Origin of the sequence: Neptuniibacter caesariensis, assembly GCF_000153345.1 — a bacterium.
Lineage (GTDB): Bacteria > Pseudomonadota > Gammaproteobacteria > Pseudomonadales > Balneatricaceae > Neptuniibacter > Neptuniibacter caesariensis.
This window is the reverse complement of the sequence record NZ_CH724125.1, coordinates 406836-426893: the sequence shown is the minus strand read 5'-3', so window position 1 is coordinate 426893 and position 20058 is coordinate 406836. Positions and strand designations below refer to the sequence as shown.

At 44.0% G+C, this 20058-nt stretch carries 24 protein-coding genes; 23 read left to right on the top strand and 1 reads right to left on the bottom strand.

All coding sequences use genetic code 11. The features are described 5' to 3' along the window. Positions 1 to 111: 111 nt before the first annotated feature. The 5 genes from MED92_RS02095 to serS are packed head-to-tail and all read left to right on the top strand — an operon-like array spanning position 112 to position 6390. Positions 112 to 2682, top strand: coding sequence for a DNA translocase FtsK (locus MED92_RS02095; RefSeq protein WP_007019816.1), 2571 nt, complete (start codon positions 112 to 114; stop codon positions 2680 to 2682). Positions 2683 to 2692: 10 nt separating this feature from the next. Continuing rightward, entirely contained in the window at positions 2693 to 3349 is a 657-nt protein-coding gene (lolA, locus tag MED92_RS02090; protein ID WP_007019815.1) for an outer membrane lipoprotein periplasmic chaperone LolA, read from the top strand. Positions 3350 to 3398: 49 nt separating this feature from the next. Further along, on the top strand, positions 3399 to 4709 hold the full coding sequence (locus MED92_RS02085) for a replication-associated recombination protein A (RefSeq protein WP_202899542.1): 1311 nt from the start codon (positions 3399 to 3401) through the stop codon (positions 4707 to 4709). 4 nt (positions 4710 to 4713) lie between these two features. Continuing rightward, positions 4714 to 5085 carry a fluoride efflux transporter CrcB gene (gene crcB, locus MED92_RS02080; RefSeq protein ID WP_007019813.1) on the top strand — a complete coding sequence of 124 codons (372 nt, stop codon included), beginning with the start codon at positions 4714 to 4716 and terminating at the stop codon, positions 5083 to 5085. A gap of 30 nt (positions 5086 to 5115) precedes the next feature. Then, positions 5116 to 6390 (top strand): serine--tRNA ligase, encoded by a 1275-nt coding sequence (gene serS, locus MED92_RS02075; protein WP_007019812.1) that lies wholly within the window; start codon positions 5116 to 5118, stop codon positions 6388 to 6390. A 49-nt stretch (positions 6391 to 6439) separates the two neighbouring features. Here serS and MED92_RS02070 read toward each other — a convergent pair whose 3' ends face one another. After that, positions 6440 to 7411 carry an integron integrase gene (locus tag MED92_RS02070; RefSeq protein WP_007019811.1) on the bottom strand — a complete coding sequence of 324 codons (972 nt, stop codon included), beginning with the start codon at positions 7409 to 7411 and terminating at the stop codon, positions 6440 to 6442. Between the two features lie 318 nt (positions 7412 to 7729). On the opposite strand from MED92_RS02070, the gene MED92_RS02065 reads away from it, so the two are divergent. From MED92_RS02065 to MED92_RS01985, 18 genes are all read left to right on the top strand, one after another. Beyond that, the gene (locus MED92_RS02065) at positions 7730 to 8173 is read left to right on the top strand and encodes a hypothetical protein (protein ID WP_007019810.1); all 444 of its coding nucleotides are present in this window, start codon (positions 7730 to 7732) and stop codon (positions 8171 to 8173) included. A 58-nt stretch (positions 8174 to 8231) separates the two neighbouring features. Then, positions 8232 to 8522, top strand: a complete 291-nt coding sequence (locus tag MED92_RS02060) for a hypothetical protein (protein WP_007019809.1) — start codon at positions 8232 to 8234, stop codon at positions 8520 to 8522. Between the two features lie 75 nt (positions 8523 to 8597). Then, positions 8598 to 8921: a barstar family protein gene (locus MED92_RS02055; RefSeq protein WP_007019808.1), complete on the top strand. Its 324-nt coding sequence runs from the start codon at positions 8598 to 8600 to the stop codon at positions 8919 to 8921. 105 nt (positions 8922 to 9026) lie between these two features. Then, positions 9027 to 9404 (top strand): hypothetical protein, encoded by a 378-nt coding sequence (locus MED92_RS02050; RefSeq protein WP_007019807.1) that lies wholly within the window; start codon positions 9027 to 9029, stop codon positions 9402 to 9404. Positions 9405 to 9483: 79 nt separating this feature from the next. Beyond that, positions 9484 to 9840 carry a hypothetical protein gene (locus MED92_RS02045; protein ID WP_007019806.1) on the top strand — a complete coding sequence of 119 codons (357 nt, stop codon included), beginning with the start codon at positions 9484 to 9486 and terminating at the stop codon, positions 9838 to 9840. 89 nt (positions 9841 to 9929) lie between these two features. Continuing rightward, positions 9930 to 10442 carry a hypothetical protein gene (locus MED92_RS02040; RefSeq protein ID WP_007019805.1) on the top strand — a complete coding sequence of 171 codons (513 nt, stop codon included), beginning with the start codon at positions 9930 to 9932 and terminating at the stop codon, positions 10440 to 10442. Between the two features lie 67 nt (positions 10443 to 10509). Beyond that, positions 10510 to 10935, top strand: a complete 426-nt coding sequence (locus tag MED92_RS02035) for a hypothetical protein (RefSeq protein ID WP_007019804.1) — start codon at positions 10510 to 10512, stop codon at positions 10933 to 10935. Positions 10936 to 11024: 89 nt separating this feature from the next. Then, on the top strand, positions 11025 to 11399 hold the full coding sequence (locus MED92_RS02030; RefSeq protein WP_040661443.1) for a hypothetical protein: 375 nt from the start codon (positions 11025 to 11027) through the stop codon (positions 11397 to 11399). Between the two features lie 99 nt (positions 11400 to 11498). Then, positions 11499 to 11876: a hypothetical protein gene (locus MED92_RS02025; protein ID WP_007019802.1), complete on the top strand. Its 378-nt coding sequence runs from the start codon at positions 11499 to 11501 to the stop codon at positions 11874 to 11876. 88 nt (positions 11877 to 11964) lie between these two features. Further along, a complete protein-coding gene (locus MED92_RS18930) occupies positions 11965 to 12273 on the top strand; it encodes a hypothetical protein (protein WP_007019801.1) in 309 nt (102 codons plus the stop codon). A 591-nt stretch (positions 12274 to 12864) separates the two neighbouring features. Continuing rightward, positions 12865 to 13500 (top strand): LysE family translocator, encoded by a 636-nt coding sequence (locus tag MED92_RS02020; protein ID WP_007019799.1) that lies wholly within the window; start codon positions 12865 to 12867, stop codon positions 13498 to 13500. Between the two features lie 92 nt (positions 13501 to 13592). Then, entirely contained in the window at positions 13593 to 14186 is a 594-nt protein-coding gene (locus MED92_RS02015) for a transglutaminase-like domain-containing protein (protein ID WP_007019798.1), read from the top strand. Positions 14187 to 14345: 159 nt separating this feature from the next. Beyond that, positions 14346 to 14810 carry a class I SAM-dependent methyltransferase gene (locus tag MED92_RS02010; RefSeq protein ID WP_238321481.1) on the top strand — a complete coding sequence of 155 codons (465 nt, stop codon included), beginning with the start codon at positions 14346 to 14348 and terminating at the stop codon, positions 14808 to 14810. Positions 14811 to 14859: 49 nt separating this feature from the next. Beyond that, positions 14860 to 15252, top strand: a complete 393-nt coding sequence (locus MED92_RS02005; RefSeq protein WP_007019796.1) for a cupin domain-containing protein — start codon at positions 14860 to 14862, stop codon at positions 15250 to 15252. Further along, a complete protein-coding gene (locus MED92_RS02000) occupies positions 15239 to 15526 on the top strand; it encodes a hypothetical protein (protein ID WP_154715124.1) in 288 nt (95 codons plus the stop codon). The genes MED92_RS02005 and MED92_RS02000 overlap by 14 nt, the downstream gene beginning before the upstream one ends. 68 nt (positions 15527 to 15594) lie before the next feature. Then, positions 15595 to 16002: a hypothetical protein gene (locus MED92_RS01995; protein ID WP_007019794.1), complete on the top strand. Its 408-nt coding sequence runs from the start codon at positions 15595 to 15597 to the stop codon at positions 16000 to 16002. 406 nt (positions 16003 to 16408) lie between these two features. Then, complete coding sequence (locus MED92_RS01990) at positions 16409 to 18628, top strand: DUF3857 domain-containing transglutaminase family protein (protein WP_007019793.1); 2220 nt, start codon at positions 16409 to 16411, stop codon at positions 18626 to 18628. Next, positions 18628 to 19986 (top strand): tetratricopeptide repeat protein, encoded by a 1359-nt coding sequence (locus tag MED92_RS01985; protein WP_007019792.1) that lies wholly within the window; start codon positions 18628 to 18630, stop codon positions 19984 to 19986. Before MED92_RS01990 ends, MED92_RS01985 begins: the two co-directional genes overlap by 1 nt. The last annotated feature ends 72 nt before the right edge of the window (positions 19987 to 20058 follow it).

Genomic DNA, 20058 nt, shown 5'->3' with positions numbered 1-20058 from the left:
CGATATTCAGCTAACTATGAATCATAAACATAGATGCTTCAACCGTTAGCCACGCATTAAATTATGTTATTGTAGTAGCTGATTTTTTATTTATCTGATGGAGCTTCACCCTTGAGCACGACCGAAAACGGACAGCGGTTAGGTTTTACCGAGCTATTGGCTCGCATTGCCCGTGAATCCAGCCTGATCATCATCATTGCGATCAGTTTATTTCTTTTTGTAGCTTTGCTGGGTTTTAACCCGAAAGATTCGGGTTGGTCACACCTTGGCTATCAACCTGAAGTCGCCAATTTAACAGGCCCTGCGGGCGCCTGGTTAGCTGATCTGGTCATTTCCGGCCTGGGTCTGTCTGCTTTTTTACTGCCAGTTTTAATCGTCTATGCGTCAATACGATTCATGATGTGCAAACAGTGCACGGTGATCGATTCCATCCCTTATTTCATTCTAAGAGCATCTGGTGTGATTCTGCTCTTAGTTTCATTTAGTGCACTCTGTTCAACGCATCTGTCTAATAGCGGTCTCGAATATCCATTTTCTACCGGCGGTATTATCGGTGAAGCGCTCTCTGACTGGAGCGTCTCCTGGCTTAGCCTTACGGGAAGTTCAATTGTTTTGTTCACCAGTATGCTGTTTGGCATAACGTTGCTACTAGAAATGGGCTGGACCAGCCTGCTCGAAAAGCTCGGTGGACGCCTGGTAACAGAAGTAGGGCAGGTGTTACCGAAGAAGGAAGTCGAGGCACTCAACCTTTCTGAGGAGCAACTGGAACGAGCAGAGGAAGAACTGGCCAGAGATGTACTGCAATCTAATGGGGTTGAGCAGGCACCTCCAGTAATTCGGGAGCGTGTTGAACCCGTATTTAACGATATTCCAGTCACCGATAAAGAAGTTATTGAACCAGAGATCCCGTTAGTCAGACCGACTGAGCGAGTTGCCCCTGAAGCCGTTACCCGGAAAACAGCAGCGTCGGATTTCTCTGATCCGCTTAAATCTTCAGCGTCGGTAGAAGATGAACCTCCTTTTGAGCTGGACACCGAAGAAACGCCAAAAGTGATTACGACTACAGAACGCAAAGATCCTAAACCTCAGGTTAAAATTGTACCGCTTTCGGAAACTCATAAGCCGCTGCAAGATAAAGAACTTGGCCTTGATGAAGCGAAAACACCAAAGCGTAAGGTGAAACGTAAAATTCCGCCGCTGGAACTACTCGATCCCCCAGAACTGAATACTGATACGGGGTATTCACCAGATGAGCTGGAGCAGATGTCTCGTTTGCTCGAAGCGAAGCTCAAGGATTTTGGTGTTGTAGCTGAAGTGGTAGAGGTCAATCCTGGCCCGGTTATTACCCGCTTTGAGATCCAGCCTGCGCCGGGTGTGAAAGCAAGCAAAATCACTAACCTAGCGAAAGACCTGGCCCGATCTATGGCGGTGAGCAGTGTGCGAGTGGTTGAAGTTATCGCAGGTAAATCAGTGGTGGGTATCGAGATTCCAAACGAGACCCGTTTAACCGTTCACCTAAGTGAAGTGTTAAGTTCCAAGCCTTATCTGTCAGCAGCCTCTAAAGTCACCATTGGTTTAGGTAATGATATTGCTGGCAACCCGGTAGTGGCTAACCTGGCTAAAATGCCGCATCTACTTGTTGCCGGCACCACCGGTTCGGGTAAATCGGTTGGGGTTAACGCGATGCTGTTGTCCCTGTTATTTAAGGCGACACCCGAAGAGGTTCGGCTCATCCTGGTAGATCCAAAGATGCTAGAGCTTTCAATCTATGAAGGCATTCCACATCTCTTGACACCGGTTATCACTGATATGAAAGATGCCGCTTCTGGCCTGCGTTGGTGTGTAGGTGAGATGGAACGCCGTTATCGACTCATGGCTAAAATGGGTGTGCGTAATCTAGCCGGCTTTAACGATAAAATTGAAGAAGCCCGCAAAAATGGTGATCCGCTGCGTGATCCTCTATGGAACCCGGAAGAGCATGGCGAGCCATTTGGAACCCCTGCGCCCGAGTTAGAGCCTTTGCCTTACATTGTCGTCGTGATTGATGAATTTGCTGACATGATGATGATTGTTGGCAAGAAAGTGGAAGAGCTGATCGCGCGTATTGCCCAGAAGGCCCGTGCGGCAGGCATCCATTTGATTCTTGCGACACAGCGTCCATCCGTTGATGTAATTACCGGTTTGATTAAAGCGAACATTCCTACGCGTATCGCATTCCAGGTGTCTTCCCGTATCGATTCCAGAACTATCCTTGATCAGTCGGGTGCAGAACACCTGTTGGGTTGGGGTGATATGTTGTATCTCCCTGCCGGCACAAGCCTGCCAAACCGTGTACACGGTGCTTTTGTCAGCGATGACGAAGTACACCGCGTTGTTGAGGCCTGGAAGAAATTAGGTCAGCCGGATTACATTACAGAAATTACTCAGGGTGAGATGAGTTCAGACGGCGGAGGTTCAGGTTCACTGTTCGATGATGAGCAAGACCCGCTTTATGACGAAGCGGTCGCTTTTGTATTGGAGACCCGCAAAGCTTCTATTTCGAGTGTGCAGCGTAAGTTGAAAATTGGTTATAACCGCGCAGCTAGAATGGTTGAAGCAATGGAAGCAGCAGGTGTTGTTAGCCCTGCGGGTTCAAATGGTCAGCGTGAAGTGCTGGCCCCATCACCGAACGGTGAAATGTAAAAGGATTGCTATGTTGTTTAATCATTTTAAAAAGGCTGTAGTACGCTCATCTATCGCAGCTATGGTATTAGCCTCTTCATCGCTAGTTAATGCGGCTAGCGATGGTGCTGAAAAACTCAAAGAGATGCTCAATGGCTATCAAAGTTTTTCAACTAATTTTGTTCAGGTGACCCTGGCAGAGAACGGGCGTGAAGCACAAAAGACCGAGGGTTCTCTGAAACTAGCAAAACCTAACTTGTTTCGATGGGAAACACAGCAACCATTCCCCCAAGAGATCGTTTCTGATGGACAATATATCTGGATTCATGATCCCGATCTGGAACAGGTTACCCGTCGGTCCGCTGATAGCTCGCAGGGCAGTGCACCAGCGCTAATACTGAACGGTCAGATTGATACCCTGCGTCAGACATATAACATCCGTTTAGTCGACGATTCTGGTTCTGAGCAGCTTTTTGATCTGCAGCCGGTTTCTGATCAGCATAACTTCAGCCGAATTCGTCTGGCATTTGCTAATCAGATAATCTCAGAGATCATGCTGGAAGATGCTTTAGGGCAGCGGACCTCTGTCGTATTTAATGATCAGGAACTTAATCCGGATTTCGACAAAACTGCCTTTTTGTTCCGTGTACCCGCAGATGCTGATCTGATTATAGATACTGAGGAATAAGGTGGATCTGTTTAGCCAAGCACCTGCGTATGAACCCCTGGCCGCTAAAATGCGGCCGCAATCGCTTGCCGAGTATTGCGGGCAGGCGCACCTGTTAGGGCGAGATAAACCCCTGAGAACCGCGCTTGAACAAGGCTCTGCACACTCCATGATCTTCTGGGGTCCCCCTGGGGTAGGCAAAACCACCTTGGCCAAGTTAATTGCTCACCATGTGGATGCGCACTTTCTGACACTTTCGGCGGTACTTTCCGGGGTTAAGGATATACGCGTAGCCGTAGAACAGGCGAAACAGCATTCTGCGCAAACAGGGCGTAAGACCATTTTGTTTGTCGATGAGGTGCATCGGTTTAATAAATCGCAGCAAGATGCATTTCTGCCATACATAGAAGATGGCACCATTATCTTTGTGGGGGCTACGACTGAAAACCCCTCGTTTGAGCTGAACAACGCACTGCTTTCAAGGGCCAGGGTGTACCTGTTACGTTCTCTCGAAGCTACAGATATTCTTAATGTGCTTAATAGGGCGCTAGACGATCAGGAAAGGGGCTATGGCCAGCGTAAGCTGAATATCTCTGACGAGATGCTCAATCGTTTAGCTCAGGCGGCTGACGGTGATGCTCGTCGTTCGCTTAATCTGCTGGAGATCGCCGCTGACCTTGCTGTAAAACAGGATGATGGCTCTGAACTGATCAACGAATCTGTTTTGGAAGAGGTGCTCAGTTCAACAGGCCGTCGTTACGATAAACAGGGCGATTTGTTCTATGACATGATCTCGGCGTTTCATAAATCAGTTCGTGGCTCATCACCCGATGGTGCCTTGTACTGGTATTGTCGAATGCTGGATGGCGGCTGTGATCCTCTTTATGTCGCTCGAAGGCTGGTGGCGATTGCCTCAGAAGATATCGGCAATGCTGATCCAAGGGCGATGCAGGTGGCTATATCCGCCTGGGATGCTTTTGAACGGGTGGGTCCTGCGGAAGGCGAGAGGGCCATTGCCCAAGCAGCGGTTTATTGCGCCTGTGCACCGAAGAGTAATGCCCTGTATATGGCGTTTAACCAATGTCTGGCGGCGGTTAAATCACAACCAAGCTTTGAAGTCCCTGTTCATCTCATAAATGCACCCACTTCATTGATGAAAGAAATGGGTTATGGTGATGAGTACCGTTATGCGCATAATGAGCCAGATGCTTATGCTGCTGGTGAAAACTACTTACCACCGGAAATTGCCGATGAACAGTGGTACTATCCTGAACCCAGAGGGCTCGAAATTAAGATTCAGGAAAAGCTGCGTCATCTGAAGCAGAAGGATCAGCACAGCCCGCAACAACGATATTCTGATTTGGACAGATCTAAGGATTGACTCGATGCAGCATCTGATCGCTATTGCTATTGGTGGAGCACTCGGTGCGCTTGGGCGTTACTGGGTCAGTGGCTTATTGAACAATGCTGAGCACAGAATTCCCTATGGAACCCTGACCTGTAACGTGGTCGGATCATTTTTGATGGGTATCTGTTTTGTCCTGATTCTGGAAAAATCTCGATTAAGCCCAGAAATGAGACCGCTGTTAATGGTCGGTTTTATGGGCGCATTCACAACTTTTTCCACTTTTTCGCTGGAAACTATCGCAATGCTGCAGGAAGGGCATGTTATGTCTGCGGCGATTTATATATCATTAAGCGTTCTATTGTGCCTAATCGCCCTTTACGGTGGATTATGGTTTACACGCTTATTCTAATATTCTTTCTACAAGGTGTTTTAGAAGCTCATGCTTGACGCTAAATTTGTCCGTGCAAATCCACAAGACGTTGCACAGCTACTGAAGAAAAAAGGTTTTGAATTCCCGGTTGCTCAGTTCGAAGAACTGGAGAACCAGCGTAAGCAACTACAGGTTGATACTGAAAACCTGCAGAACGAGCGAAACACACGATCGAAAGGCATCGGTAAAGCCAAAGCTGCCGGTGAAGATATCCAGCCATTGTTGGCGGAAGTCGCTGATCTGGGTAGTAAGCTAGACGCGGCTAAAGCAGATCTGAATGCTGTACAGGAAAAACTGGAAGATCTGTTATCTGGAGTGCCTAACATTCCTTCTGACGAAGTGCCTGAAGGCGCAGACGAAGAAGACAACATAGAAGTCCGTCGCTGGGGTACGCCACGTGAATTTGACTTTGAACCTCAGGATCACGTAGCGCTTGGTGAAAAGAGCGGTGAGCTGGATTTTGAAACTGCTGCGAAACTGACCGGTGCACGCTTCTCTGTAATGACAGGCAAACTGGCGCGTCTGCACCGTGCCCTGATCCAATTTATGCTGCATGTTCAGACCGAAGAGCACGGTTACACGGAAGCTTACGTTCCGTACATGGTTAATGAAGACAGCCTGCGTGGTACAGGTCAGCTACCGAAGTTTGGCGAAGATTTGTTCAAGGTTCCATTTGGCGATCGTCAGTACTACCTGATCCCAACCGCTGAAGTACCAGTCACTAACGTTGTGCGTGATGAAATTGTTGAAGGTGATCAGCTGCCAATTAAATTTACTGCGCACACGCCATGTTTCCGTTCTGAAGCGGGCTCTTCCGGTCGCGATACTCGCGGTATGATCCGCCAGCACCAGTTCGAAAAGGTTGAGATGGTACAGATCGTAGAGCCGTCTAAATCCTGGGAAGCACTGGAAGAGATGACTAACAACGCTGAGGTTATCCTGCAGAAGCTGAACCTGCCATACCGCGTTGTTACCTTGTGTGGTGGTGATCTGGGCTTTAGCTCCGCGAAAACTTATGACATCGAAGTATGGTTGCCAGGTCAGGATAAATTCCGTGAGATCTCCTCTATCTCTAACATGACAGACTTCCAGGCGCGCCGCCTGAAAGCACGCTGGAGAAACCCAGAGACCGGTAAACCTGAACTGGTTCACACCCTGAACGGCTCTGGCCTTGCCGTAGGTCGTACGCTACTGGCTGTGATGGAAAACTACCAGACCGCAGAGGGTAAGATTCAGATCCCTGAAGCCCTGCAATCCTACATGGGTGGCAAGACTGAGATCTGATCTTAACGATCTAAATAAAAAACACGCTCTAGGGCGTGTTTTTTTGTGTCTAAATGTCGGATAGAGGGCTAATTACGGCTCTACCTCCGCGATTTAATACATGGGTATAGATCTCTGTGGTACGGACATCACTATGACCTAATTGCTCCTGAACCGTCCTGATATCAGCGCCGCGTTCTAAAAGGTGCGTAGCAAAACTATGGCGGAGGCTGTGACAGGTTGCCTGCTTTGCAATACCACTCTTTAAAACCGCTCGTTTAAACTCTCTTTGCATTGATCGCTCATGGAGGTGGTGACGTCTGATGGCATTGTCATTTCGTTCATCAACTAAGCGCTTCTTGGTAGGCAGCAAGTATTGCCAGGAAAACTCAAAAGGAGCGTTGGGGTATTTTCTTGAAAGTGCAGGAGGGAGGTAACACCCGCCCCAATCATGACAAAGTTTATCCTCTTGCCAGCAAAGACGAGCATGCGCAATCTGATTTTTGAGCTCTGACACACAGAACTCAGATAAGGTCGTAATCCTTTGTTTCTTACCTTTCCCCTCAAAAATATGTATTGATAGCCGATCTAAATCAATATCCTTAATACGAAGCCGACAAGCTTCCATCAATCGAAGACCCGATCCGTACATAAGCTTTGCACACAGGAGATAGTCCCCCTGCAGGTGCTGAAAAATTAAACGTATCTCGTGTTGTGTTAATACGGTCGGAATCTTTTTAGGCTTGGTTGCTCGCTTAAAAGAACCTAGCTGTAACAGTGATTCATCTCTACCAAAATAATGTTTATAAAGATAAACAAGTGCATTTAGAGCCGTCCGCTGGGTAGAAGGCGAAACTTGGCGTTTTACCGCAAGATATTCTAAGTATCGAACGATCTCAGGTACGCCTAGTTTCTGGGGATGGATTCTATTATGGAATCGTATGAAATCTAAAACCCAATGAACGTAAGTCTTTTCCGTTCTTTTGCTGTAGTTTCTTGCGCGGATATGCTCACGCAGAGATTGTATGAATTGCGAAGCCATTGTACGTCCTTGTACTGTGGTTATAGCCAGTGTTTTCTATGTGTTGTTTTTATGCAACTATAACAAAACCAAGGAGATAAGGTAGCCTGCCTTAACGGATTAATGTTAACGATTCCTATTAATTGTCATTTTCGGATTTTGATGTGGAAACACGACGCTTTGTCGTATTTCTGCAAAGCAATATTTTTGATAAGGCTCGATTAATTGCATTTATTTCAGTAGGTTATCTTTGTCTTATAAAAAACAATTAAGCAGGGGGTATACGACAAGGTGTCGCATTTCTACAAAACGCTTGTCGTATATTTAGCTGTTAGCATTATGAATAAAACACTTATATTACTTCTACTGTGTGCTCTTTCTAATATCACATCCGCTTCGATAGCTGATGAGTTAGTGGGGGACTGGGAATATTATAATTCAGGAATTGGCCGAACTTATTCTTCACTAAAAGTTTCATCAGACTATATTGGAGCATTTACTTGGAAACAGGATATGTTCAATGAGAGTTTCACTTTTAATAAAGAGAATATTACATTCGCTCAAACACATATCCTTATAGAGCTAATTCCAAGAAAAGATTATGAGTATCACCCTGTTAAATGGGCACTATTGCTGTCAAAAGCTAGTGTGGGCGCTCATTGGAATGCTCTACTAATAAGTAGGCCAGAGAATATGGAGCACAAGGGGTCTATTCCTTTTGTTCTTGAAAAAGTAGATGTGCCTTTTGTTGAATGGGTTCGTAATAAAAATGCTAACAAGTAACAGCAGCCGATCGTCGCTGCGCGCCTCCAGCTGTGTTAGGCGTTAAGTGTCACTTGCTATGAAGACAATAACAATTACGGTAGCAGTTCTAATCTTGGTGTTCCTGGGATGGTGGGGATTTAAAATCCTTACAAAGCCTAAACCTGTAGGCCAAATCATTGGAAAGGTTATTTCTGTAAATGGTGATAACGTAACTATTAATCAATCTGATGGTTCAGAGATCTCCATAACAGCTCAAGGATTAAGCACAGGAGAAAACGTAAATATCGCTGTTTATAAATCCAAACTTACAGGCAAAACCGAATATCGTTTCTATAAAAAATACAGTGTTGGGGTGGCGGGGAAGTGAAGCACTTAACAAGAAGCTGTAGCGGATCGTCGCTGCGCTCCTCCCCACTAAGCTAGGCGTTAGCACTCAAAGATTATGGAAGAACAACTACTTATTGACGTATCAGGGATCATGGATGAAGAAACCTTCCATGAATACATATCAAAGAAACTAGGTTTTCCCGGATACTATGGTTTTAACCTCAATGCCCTGTGGGACTGCATAACAGATGAAGATCAATCTTCAATGCCCCGGGTACTAATCGTTGAAGGTTTAGCAGCTCTAAATAGTTTTCTTCCCGAACTCCATGATGGCTTTGTTCAATGCCTTTCTGATTATTTAAAAGAGTTCCCAGATCGCAAAGTAATAATGCGTCAAAATAGCCCCTCTGGTGAGGGCATCGAGTTCGAAAATGAATAGAAACTATCTACTAAAAATCAGTGCTAACAAGGCCAGCCAGCATCGCTCCCTGCGGTCGCTGGACCTCGTTTCACTCGGCCGCTGCTGGCGGCGTTAGTTGTCATCATGAGCACATACGAACACACAAGAAATGGAATCGAGCAAGCTGGGTTTAACCCTGAGATTATTGAGCAACTAGCTTCCGATATTGCAGGCTCTAAAACTATTGCGCAGGCGGAGAATAATTATTTTGCCTTCGAAACAGAAGCTGAAAAATTACCTTGGCCTTGGGATCACGATTTCGGCGCTCTTGTGTTACAAAAGCAAGCTGTTGGTGCTTTAAATGAGGTTGCAAAGTATATGCTTTCACAAGCAATAAGACGTGCTCAGTGGTGTGCTACTTGCGCCACTTCCGGCGGCGAAGGTTTAGCACGTGCATCGCATATGAAGGAGCTAGAAGTTGAGCTGGCTAAAATACAACTAACAAGCAAAGGCAGCGGATGAACCGCTGCTTTAGGCGTTATACGCAATCATGAAATTGAAGAGCATAAAGTCACTGTCACATAATTTAAGTCATTCATATGTGAGCTTCGAAAACTATGTTGATGGTGAATTTGTATTCAAAGAGCTGAAAGAGTTAGCAGTTAAAGCTAACGGTGAAAGGGTATCTATACATTGGCTATATCCAGAAAATAAAGTGGTTCCTTTGTTCAGCGAACGAATCACCAAAAGTATCGAATATTACAAAGAGTGGCTTCCGCGGCTTCTCACTCAGCATGAGTTAGATGCTTCGGTAATTGCAGAGCTAAGAACCGACATATACCTTGCGCCAAATAAGCAGCTAGAAGTTCAGGCATATGCGCGTGACCTCAATGGCAAAGAGTATGTCAAAAACATCTACGAATTTGCTGACCTCAAACTATATAGAGGTGAGTCATGAGTAGAGCGTATAACAAGCAAAGGCAGCATCGCCACAACGTGGCTGGACGCGCTAACGCACGCCGCTGCTTTGGGCGTTATGAGTAATTTATGAGCGATAGAGAGATCGATAATACTCCAAAAATTCCCGTATCGTTAAAGTTGCTGGCGTATCCGTCAACTGCTTTAGCTATAGGATTCATTGTTTATACGACTGGTGCAGGGGCATTAATAGCGTTCGTTATGGGGTTGTTGTCTGCGTTTGGTTTGATTTTTATACGTGTTTTTATTCGCTTAATTTCGTTTCGTAAATTTCTAAAGGGGCTCGGAGAAGAAACTACGCCATCAGAACATAAAACTAACTTGAACATATTTGGTGCTGTACCTTTTTCAAGCAAAGCTGTCGCATTGAGCACAGCTCCAACAGTCAACGGAATTTTGGTTAGTCGTTTAGGAACAAATCGTTTTATTGGCTGGGAAGCAATTTCAGAAATTCGAAACATTAATTTTATGGGTAAGCCTGTACTGGAAGTGGTTGTGAAGGGGTTAGAAACCTCCCAAAAAATCTATATTCCATGGTGCAAGGAAGCTAATGAATACATTCCTCAGCGTCTTCACTCATAACAAACAAATGCATCCGACGCATACTGCGCGGCTGCTTTGAGCGTTATGGATCCAAGAAGTCGAGATTATGAACTTTGAAGAAAAGCTTAAGAAAAAGACTGGTGGAAGAGCATTCTTCTATTCTTTTCAAGATGTAGCTTGGGCCACTAGATATGAAGGGCTAAGAGAGGCTGGCTTTATCAATTCCGATATTCTTACACTTTCAGAAGTGAAAGTTGAAGCTGCAGAAAAATTACTTATAGATGTACTATCGACTGACCTTTGTTACAAAAGGGAAGTCATGAGTAAGTATAGTGCCAGAGAGTTGGCAAAAGAATTTATGACGCTTCAAGATAAACAGGCTCGGTTTTTCACTAATAGTAATGTTCCTTATCGTAGTGGCGAGAGCGCATGGTCTTTCACACCTATCACGGAGGCAACGATTGATACGGGCTTGATAGTGAAAGTTGGTAAGCAGCTAGATTCCATGCTTTGGGTTTCGGATATAGACTAATGCATAACAAGTCAATTAACTACGCGCCTACGGCGCCGGACAGTCAATAGCGTGGCTTCGCCACTGGCTGCCGGTTATTGAGGTGTTAAATGCCAAGAGAAGCTATGTGCAATTGCAATGAACAACCCGCTTTAATTGATATCAGCAACAATCACTCTGATTTCAAATCAAAGCTAAACCAACTGGATGTTGGCAATTGGGTTTTGTTAATGCAATGTCCCAATTGCAAGCAGCTCTACAAAGTCGATGAATGGGATAAATATCAAACCTGCTATGCAGTAAAAATTCCTTCATGCGAAAACTGGGAAGCATTTGATAGTGAGTCACTCATAAAAGAGCAAATGGTTCAAAATCGCGGTGGTCTTACCAACGAATCATGCATGTGGTCAGGCTGTGACATCAAACAAGTAAAAGGCAGTGCTTACTGTGTTAACCATCTCTATTCAGGTGGCACTCGTGCGTAAGCATTTAACAAGGCAAGGCAAAATCGCCCTGCGGGCTGGACGCGTTAACGCGCGCCTTTGCTTGCGGCGTTATGTGTCTGAAGAATTAGGGATTGCGATTTGAGTGATATTAACCAAAAGGAACTTGATACCCGAAGAAGGAGCTTGCAACTCTTTGTCTGTGGGTTTTCTGTAGTTGTAATTAAGCTTTTCACTGTAGGTCTAGTTGAAACAGCTTATATATCCGAATTAATGCTCTATTTTGGTTTCTTGTTCCCATTTCTTTTCTATATGGCTAGAGGCAATTCATTTGGGTTTTGGTTGGGAGTTGCTGCAACAGTATCAGTTTCTCTATATCTAGAAATCTCAGGTAGCCGGTTGATAAGTTCAAATCCTGAAGACGGCTTTAAAGCATCTACAGAGGTAGGTTTGTTAGGGGCATATCTAATTTATAAAGTCTGGGAGCTGTATTGTGCTCGCAAGTATAAAAACACATAACAAAAACATCAAAAGCCGCCCTTCGGGCTTGGACCGCAGCTGCGCTGCGGCCCTTTATGTTGGGCGTTATGTCTCAAGGAACTGAGTAATGAGTACAGGGTTATCTTCCTCAGCTTGCAAGAATTCAATAGAAGAAGCTGTGATGTGGAGTTTCTTAATCGCTTTTATTGCTTTCATTTCAAGTGTAATGATCATTTTTTCTGATGAAAGCAACCAAAATAATAAGAGCAAAAGCCTATTATGGGATTGGTACTGGCCAGTGCTATTAATCTTTACAGGTAAGCACCTCAGTGAAGAATCAAAGATGTGGAGGCCAGTATTTCTCTGTTCACTTTTGTATTGTGTTGGCGGGTTTTATTTAGCTGAATACTTAGGTATTTGCGTAAAAGAAACATAACAAGTAACAGCAGCCGATCGCCGCTGCGCGGCTCCAGCTGTGTTGGGCGTTATAGCTCATAAGTAGTGAGATGAATATCAAACCGATAATCTCAATATTGGCTCTGTTACTCATCATAGGTGTTGCGCCATATTTAGTATTAATCAGCGATGATAGATACTCTTGGAGTGAAATGGATATAAACCAAAATGGGTTTGTATCCTATGGTGAGGCCTATGAGTTCCTAGATTCAGGAAAGCGAATCGTCACCTCGAACGGAAGGGAATGCGTGGAATACTATGCGTATAAAGATGGCCTTCCATTTCATACGATTTGCACTGAATAATGAACTATAACAAGTTTGTTAATAATCGCCCTTCGGGCTGGACCGCAAACTGCGCTGCTTCGCAGCAATGCGACCCATTACAAAAGCGTTATAGGTCTCAATTTTCGAACAGATGAATTTAGGAAAATTCGATTTTGAGTATCACATACAAAGCTTGAAAGATTTTGTGGTTTTTCCTATTCAGTTGAAGGTGATGCTGGAAAGGTTAAATACACTTTGTCGTTCACTTATACCTATTGGCAGCGATAGTTAATGATGAGGACCTTATGAATTACGACACTTTAATTCTCTATAGCCTGGTTTCGTTTTTTTACATTATCAGCCCAGGTCCAGCGATTTTTTTAGCTATTTATAATGGCGCTACAAATGGTTTGAAGTGTGTGGCTGCATCCGCTTTGGGAAACATTATTGGTTTGTTGTTTTTATCAATACTGTCAATTAGTGGTCTGAGTGCGATACTTCTAACATCAAGTACGTTGTTTATGTTGATAAAAATAATCGGTGCTATCTATCTAGTGTATTTAGGTATTAAGCAGATCCGATCAACGGGCCGAATTCCTAGTAACCAGAATGCAGGTATTGGGTCAGATTCAAAACCGCTGGGTTCGTATTTTAAGCAGGGGCTGTTTGTTGCTGCAACGAATCCTAAGCCGATCATTTTCTTTGCCGCATTGTTCCCACAATTTTTGAGTACTGATTTGGCCATCATGCCGCAATTTACCGTGATGACTGCGATCTTTATGTTATTTTCGTTTGTATCACTGACTTGCTATGGATTCCTGGCACATAAGGCCAAAGGCTTTCTCAATAACCCTGACTATGCAAAATGGTTTCATCGTATCAGTGGTAGTTTGTTCGTCGGTATGGGGGTTAGCCTTACTCAGCTTAAAAGTGCTAATTAAGCACTTCAAATTTAAAGGGGCGGGCTTCGCCAAAATAATGGCAAGATGTGCTTTAACCTAAATTGTGGTCGTGTTAATTCGAGTTAAAGAATATGAACAAATACTTAGCTTCATCAGAATACATCGATTGGGAAAACCCGAGTGTATTAGCTCAGGCCAAAGCCCTTGCTGAGGGTTCTGAAGGCCCGGAGCAGATTGTGAAGCGATGTTTTGAATTTGTTCGTGACGAGATTCATCATAGCTGGGATTACCAACAAAACCCGGTTACCTGTAAGGCGTCAGATGTGCTCAAGCATGGCACCGGGTATTGTTATGCTAAAAGCCATCTGTTAGCAGCACTGTTACGCGCAAACAAGATTCCTGCTGGTTTATGCTATCAACGGCTGACCATTACAGACGTTCCTCCATTCTGCCTTCATGGCCTTAACGCTGTATTCCTAACGGGGTATGGCTGGTACCGCATTGATGCGAGGGGCAACAAGCAAGGTGTTTCGGCTGAGTTCTGCCCGCCAGTTGAGAAATTGGCTTTTCCGATAGTGACAACAGGTGAAGCGGATTTACCTGAAATTTGGGCAGAACCTTTACCTGTTGTAACCGAAGTTCTAATTGCTAGTCAGACTTATCAAGACGTTGCTGATAATTTACCAGATATCGAGCTGACGACTAGCTCATTAACTTTTGCTTAGCCATTCAAAGTAGAAATCTGGAATGAATGATCTATCCCTTAGTCATTTCATTTATAGAGAGCTTATCGTTTGCCTGTAATAGAACTATTTGTGATAGCTGGCTTAATGCTTATAAGTGTGTCCATCGTTTGGAGTACGCTTAAAGTTGGCATATCACCGATGCCAAGCTCGAGAAAAGCCCGCAACGCGATAATCAAGTTAATGAAAGATACTGGCAATGGGCCTGTTTATGAACTTGGTAGTGGTTGGGGTGGGCTTGCGTTGGTGCTAGCCAAACGTTTTCCCCAACGTTCAATCATAAGCTATGAAGCTTCGTACATTCCTTGGTTATTATCAGTTGTTATACAGAAGCTATTGCGCATAGATAATCTTAAAATATACCGAAAGGATTTCTTAAGGGCAGACCTCTCAGAAGCTGAGGTTTTAGTGTGTTATTTACATACGGAAGGGATGCAGCAGATAGCCGATAAACTCAAAGATGAAGAACAGGGTCATCGTTTTCTTATCAGCAGTACCTTCGCGCTGCCTGGTTACCCAATCGATAGATCGGTACAGATTAATGACTTCTATAAATCACCCGTTTATCGTTATCGCTTTACGAATGATGCGGATGAAGGAAATTAAGCTATTAGAAAGCCTTGTTGGTTCTATCTTCTAAAGGAATATTACATAAATGCCTAAAACAACAGCAACCTATTGGAATGTGTTGGCAGGGGACCATTCTGATAAGTGGGAATCTATAGAGGGTACACAAGGGCAACTTGAGCAACTGACGCTGGCTCAAGACAGTGTGACCGGTGACTATACTCGTCTTACCCGATTCAAAGCAGGGGCTAATACGGCAGAGTTCGGCGTTAATGCTCATGATTACCCGGAAGAGATCTATATAATCTCTGGTCGTTTGTATGATGCTGCCTTTGATATGTGGCTAGAAGCCGGCCATTTTGCCAGCCGTCCGCCGGGTGAGAAGCATGGCCCCTTTATCTGTGAAGAGGAGTGCCTAGTGCTAGAGGTATCCTTTCCCAGCCAAAGTATTCAATTGCCAGAGGAAGATGATGCTGAGTGATGCAGAAAGGCTCGGGTTTGATAAGATTCCTAGTGCTGTTAATTCATCAGGTGATTATCAGGCGCAGCACGAGAAGATCATTGCAGTCGCTAAACAGGTGGTGCTCCATTATAAGGGTAGGGAGGTCTATCTGAATGAACTTAGACTCACTGAGCCCTATTTAATTGGGAGAGTTACTGAGATCGCTAATGTTTGTGCTCTATCCTATGAGAGCATCAGGTATGGGCAAGCGCTGACATTTAGTTACTCTCATATACAGCAAACCATACAATAGGCTAATTCTCCCTATATGAGCTTTTAGGAATAAATTAAGTTTGTAGTACTACACAAGGAAACGTAGAAATGGAAAATCTATATAAAGCGCCAGAATCTGAATTAGCACTTGAGGCGGATAAACTGCAGAACAATTCGGGCATGGGTGAGGACGTTTACCCTGAAGGGGTAAAGGGCTGGAGCTGGGGTGCTTTTCTCCTTAACTGGATTTGGGCGATCTTTAACAAGACCTGGATTGGTCTATTGGTGCTGGTGCCTTATGTCGGCTTTATCATGATGTTTGTTTTGGGCTTTAAAGGACGCCAGTGGGCCTGGAAAAACAAACAGTGGGAGAGTGTAGAGCAATTTAATCGCGTACAACGTAAATGGGCGATCTGGGGTGTGGCATTACTGCTTATCCCTGCCATTCTGGGTATTCTTGCTGCGATCATTTTGCCTGCATACCAGGAATACACGATTCGTGCGGGCGGTATGTAGTTCAGGTTATGCCAGGTGCATTAAATAGATAATTAATGCACCTATCAGCACAGAACAAAACATGGCGGGTGCCACACGTATCGACAGTGATCTGTCACCGACCATGATTACAATTACACTCTCACTGAATTTCAGCCGAAACGCGATAAGCGTTTAACTCTATTTGTAGCTGGAATTGACGCCTCACACTCTCTTTTAAATCAGTTTTATCTTTTGATTTTATGACGTTTATTTAAATAAAATAAAAATTGTATATGGTACTGATATTCTCTGTAAATCAGGTAAAGTAGGCTTACTTCTCTTTGGATGGGGATGAAAATTTGAATGGATTCTGTAGTTTACTTGTCTGCAGTTAAGAGCTCTCCGTTCTGTCTTCTTCCCCTACTGTGTCGCTCTAGGGGATAGAATGAAGTTATTGAATCCAAAATTCTCAGTTGTTGTTTCTCTACTATTGCAGTTGCCAGTTAATTTATATGCAGCTGAAAGAATAGCTCCGCCACTTACAGAACTTGCCAATCGCTCTGGACATAATCAGGCGGGGGCGGTGGTTTTGTTGCAGAACCGACAGGTCAAGCTTGATCTAGAGGGGCAAACCCACAAAGTTCTTTATCGGGCAATCAAACTTAATAGCCGAGAGGCTGCCCGTGATTTTAGTCAGATCTCTATTGGCTTTAATAGCTACTTCACTGACGCTAAACTAGATTTTGCCAGAGTCCTGACTGCTGAAGGAAAAGTGTTGGAGCTGGATAAAGATGCTGTTCAGATACAAAACAATGCCCGTTCTGACTTCTATCAGGATGGACGTGATCTCGTATTTTCCCTCCCAGCAGTAACTGAGAATTCGGTAATAGAATATCAAATAGATTTTACACCACTGAAAGCACGTATTGCTGGTGTTACCAGTGGTGGGCATTTGTTCCATGCCCCGACCGATTCCCAGAGTGAAAAAGGATACCGGGTTGATCCCGTTTTAGAGTCACTGTTTTCGGTGCAAGTGCCTTCAAAAAAGAAGCTTAAATTTACCCAATTGGGGCAGGGGGCGGCCTATTCTAATTCACGTCGTGACGGTTTTACTGAGCACCAATGGCGATATCGTCGCTTACCTTCCGTGACCATTGAGCATGGCATGCCAGCTCTTGTGGATTTAGTGCCCTATCTTGAATATTCGACTGCTGAAGATTGGTCAGTGATTGATAGCTGGGCGTCGGAACTTTTCGATGACAAGATGATCGCTAATGATCAGATTCGCAAAATTGCGAACAATATTGCGGCTAACAGTTCAAGCCGAGAAGAAAAGATTAAGGCCGTTTATGACTTTGTTCAAAAGAATATTCGTTATGTGTTTGCCCATGTAGATCGGGGAGGTTTTGAACCGCACTCGGCTGCAAAGGTGCTGACAAGTCAATATGGTGATTGTAAAGATCAAACGGTACTCATGGTCAGTTTGCTGCGTGAACTGGGTATCGATGCACATCCTGCACTTATATCAACTGAAGGCTCTGTCAGAACGAACCCGCTGATTCCTAATCTGCCTTTTGATCATATGATTACCTATCTCCCTGAAACCACTGATAGCCCGGCGATCTGGGTCGATACTACTGGAGAGCAATCTCTTTTTCCTGGGTTCAGTAGAATGATCGAAGGGCGTAAGGCTTTAATCGTGAATGGGCAGGGGGGATTCATTAAGGGCACTCCCATGCTTAGCGCCGAAGAGAATGAGGCCATAATTGATATCCATTTTTCGAAACTGGATAAGCAGAAAGCTAATGGCGCGATCAATTTTACATTCAGTGGGCTTTATGAAGATTACTTTCGTTCTTTGTGGATTAACACCGACGATAAAAAATCATTGGCTGTCGGCTTGCTAAAAGATCTCTATCCCGAAATAGAATTGGTTGATTTTAACGTTACTTCGCCCCTGGATTTAACGGTGCCTTTTGAGTTGAATGCTCGTTTTATTAGTAGTAATGATGTAGTTGAAGATGGAAAAATCAGCTATCTGACTACACCCCTTCAACTAGTGAAATTGTTTACAGGGTTGATGGAATTACCAGATGCAAAAGATCGAATTCATGATTTCGTCTTGCCTAAAGGGTTAAGCCTTAAGCTTAATGTTGTTATCGATGCGCCTGTTAATGGGGCTAAGCCAGTTTTACTTAATACTGGCCTGGACAAGAGAAATGATTGGTTTGAATTGAGCCAGACAGGCCATGAAAAAAATGGCAGGTACCATATCAATATGGCCTTCAAGCTTCCCGCCGATCAATTGAGCAATCAGGAGTTCAAGGAATTCAGTAATTATGTTGAACGCCTTAAAAAAGATCGCCCATGGCTAGTGCTTTACCAAGTAGATATAGATCATGGTGAAGTAGAGGCTGGTATTACAAAGGCGAATAAGCCTAAAGCCAAAACAATTAATGCAGGTGATGTACTAAACCAGATACAGAATGAGTTGGATGAAGGGGAATACGAATCCGCTCTTTTGAAGGCACAGGATTACGTCAAAGCAAATCCAAAATCAGGTAAAGGCTTTTATTTACTAGGATTGGCGCAAGGGTATTTAGATAAATTCTCTGCATCTGATCGTTCTTTCGCTAAAGCTAAGTCACTAGGATATAAAATCTGATGAAAACATCATTGAAAAAAACACTATTAGCCGCTGCAATCTTAGGTATGGTGGGTTGTCAGACTGTACCCGAGGAACAACGTAAAGCTATTGAGCAGATCAAGGAGCAGCAAGCTAGCACTACTGATTCGAGCCTGCACTTTGATTTAGCAAGAGAGTATCTTAAAACTGCCGAGAAAACTGATGATATACAGTATGTCTATATGGCAGTTGAAGAGATGGAGATTTTCTCAACTAAAGAGCCACAGCATCTGGAAGGGCTTATTGCTCGTTATCAGCTTTACTATGATTTAGCTGGTCGTGGCGATGTGATAATGGCAAATAAATTACGAATGCTGTTTGATAAATTACCAGATGAAGTGATTAAAAATGTTAACCCACCAACGCTTGCTAAAGCGGTCTATAAAGTCCGAACTGAAGGTTTTAGTGATGCTTACGGCCTCCGCAGATTACTTAAAAAGAGTATTAAGGAACAGCCACATTCAGTCACTGCCCATATTATGTTAGCTAAGCTCTATGCTTACGATGAAAGATATAATCTGGCGGTACCATTAATGGCTAAAGTCACCGAGATGCAGCCAGAGAATGGAAAACTTGCCAAATTGTATGCAGATATGCTGGTAGATTCAGTCGAGAAAGATTGTCTCTATCGTGAGCAGGCACCATATAAAGAAGCCTTAGTGCAATTGCGTAAGTCCCTGAAGGCTAATCCTGAAGATCCTAAAGTTCATGCTGAAATTGCAAGAATTTACTCCAATATCGGACGTACTAATCTGTCACTTAATGCGTACAAAAAGTATGACAAGTTAAAAAATGATGCGGATAGTAAGGCTGATCTTGTTTCTGCATATGTAGAGGCAGGTAAGCCGGATAGTGCACGTGTTTTAATTGAGAAGCAGATTGCGAAGAATGATGTTTCACCTTATTTCTACGAACATAGTGCACGGTTCTACTTTATGGAAGGTGAGATCGAACATGCCTCTGAAATGTGGAATAAGATGTTCGAGTCTACAGACCGTTTTGGGTTCTATGATGTGCTTGCATATAGCTATATTAATGAAAAACTAAATGGTCACGATATAGCTATGGCAGCATTCGAGCCACAGTCAAATAGGTACCGAGGTAAATGGCAGAAGCATCTTCGTGATTACCGTCTTGGAGAGATCACTAAACCTGAGTTATTTCTCGAGGCCAGTAATGCTTGCGAATTAACTGAAGCGAATTACGCAGCGGCATTAGATGCATGGCTGAATGGGAATGATGTCCTCAACCAAAAACACTTACAAGAAGTGGTAGATAAAAAAATATATGGATTTGTGGAGTACATTGCTGCAAAGCATATGCTGGCAAATAACTGATCTGATTATCTAAGAAAATTAGCGGGTGAGGTTACTTAACCTTTAAGTGTGTAGATTCTAATTGAGTATCAC

Coding starts and splice junctions, on each gene's coding strand:
- MED92_RS02005 (WP_007019796.1), top strand. CDS start 14,860: ATGCCTAAAACAACAGCAACCTATTGGAATGTGTTGGCAGGGGACCAT.
- MED92_RS02030 (WP_040661443.1), top strand. CDS start 11,025: ATGCCAAGAGAAGCTATGTGCAATTGCAATGAACAACCCGCTTTAATT.
- MED92_RS02050 (WP_007019807.1), top strand. CDS start 9,027: ATGAGCACATACGAACACACAAGAAATGGAATCGAGCAAGCTGGGTTT.
- MED92_RS01985 (WP_007019792.1), top strand. CDS start 18,628: ATGAAAACATCATTGAAAAAAACACTATTAGCCGCTGCAATCTTAGGT.
- MED92_RS02015 (WP_007019798.1), top strand. CDS start 13,593: ATGAACAAATACTTAGCTTCATCAGAATACATCGATTGGGAAAACCCG.
- MED92_RS01995 (WP_007019794.1), top strand. CDS start 15,595: ATGGAAAATCTATATAAAGCGCCAGAATCTGAATTAGCACTTGAGGCG.
- crcB (WP_007019813.1), top strand. CDS start 4,714: ATGCAGCATCTGATCGCTATTGCTATTGGTGGAGCACTCGGTGCGCTT.
- MED92_RS02020 (WP_007019799.1), top strand. CDS start 12,865: ATGAATTACGACACTTTAATTCTCTATAGCCTGGTTTCGTTTTTTTAC.
- MED92_RS02055 (WP_007019808.1), top strand. CDS start 8,598: ATGGAAGAACAACTACTTATTGACGTATCAGGGATCATGGATGAAGAA.
- MED92_RS18930 (WP_007019801.1), top strand. CDS start 11,965: ATGAGTACAGGGTTATCTTCCTCAGCTTGCAAGAATTCAATAGAAGAA.
- MED92_RS02085 (WP_202899542.1), top strand. CDS start 3,399: ATGCGGCCGCAATCGCTTGCCGAGTATTGCGGGCAGGCGCACCTGTTA.
- MED92_RS02040 (WP_007019805.1), top strand. CDS start 9,930: ATGAGCGATAGAGAGATCGATAATACTCCAAAAATTCCCGTATCGTTA.
- MED92_RS02065 (WP_007019810.1), top strand. CDS start 7,730: ATGAATAAAACACTTATATTACTTCTACTGTGTGCTCTTTCTAATATC.
- MED92_RS02060 (WP_007019809.1), top strand. CDS start 8,232: ATGAAGACAATAACAATTACGGTAGCAGTTCTAATCTTGGTGTTCCTG.
- MED92_RS02070 (WP_007019811.1), bottom strand. CDS start 7,411: ATGGCTTCGCAATTCATACAATCTCTGCGTGAGCATATCCGCGCAAGA.
- MED92_RS02000 (WP_154715124.1), top strand. CDS start 15,239: ATGATGCTGAGTGATGCAGAAAGGCTCGGGTTTGATAAGATTCCTAGT.
- MED92_RS02035 (WP_007019804.1), top strand. CDS start 10,510: ATGAACTTTGAAGAAAAGCTTAAGAAAAAGACTGGTGGAAGAGCATTC.
- MED92_RS02010 (WP_238321481.1), top strand. CDS start 14,346: ATGCCAAGCTCGAGAAAAGCCCGCAACGCGATAATCAAGTTAATGAAA.
- MED92_RS01990 (WP_007019793.1), top strand. CDS start 16,409: ATGAAGTTATTGAATCCAAAATTCTCAGTTGTTGTTTCTCTACTATTG.
- lolA (WP_007019815.1), top strand. CDS start 2,693: ATGTTGTTTAATCATTTTAAAAAGGCTGTAGTACGCTCATCTATCGCA.
- serS (WP_007019812.1), top strand. CDS start 5,116: ATGCTTGACGCTAAATTTGTCCGTGCAAATCCACAAGACGTTGCACAG.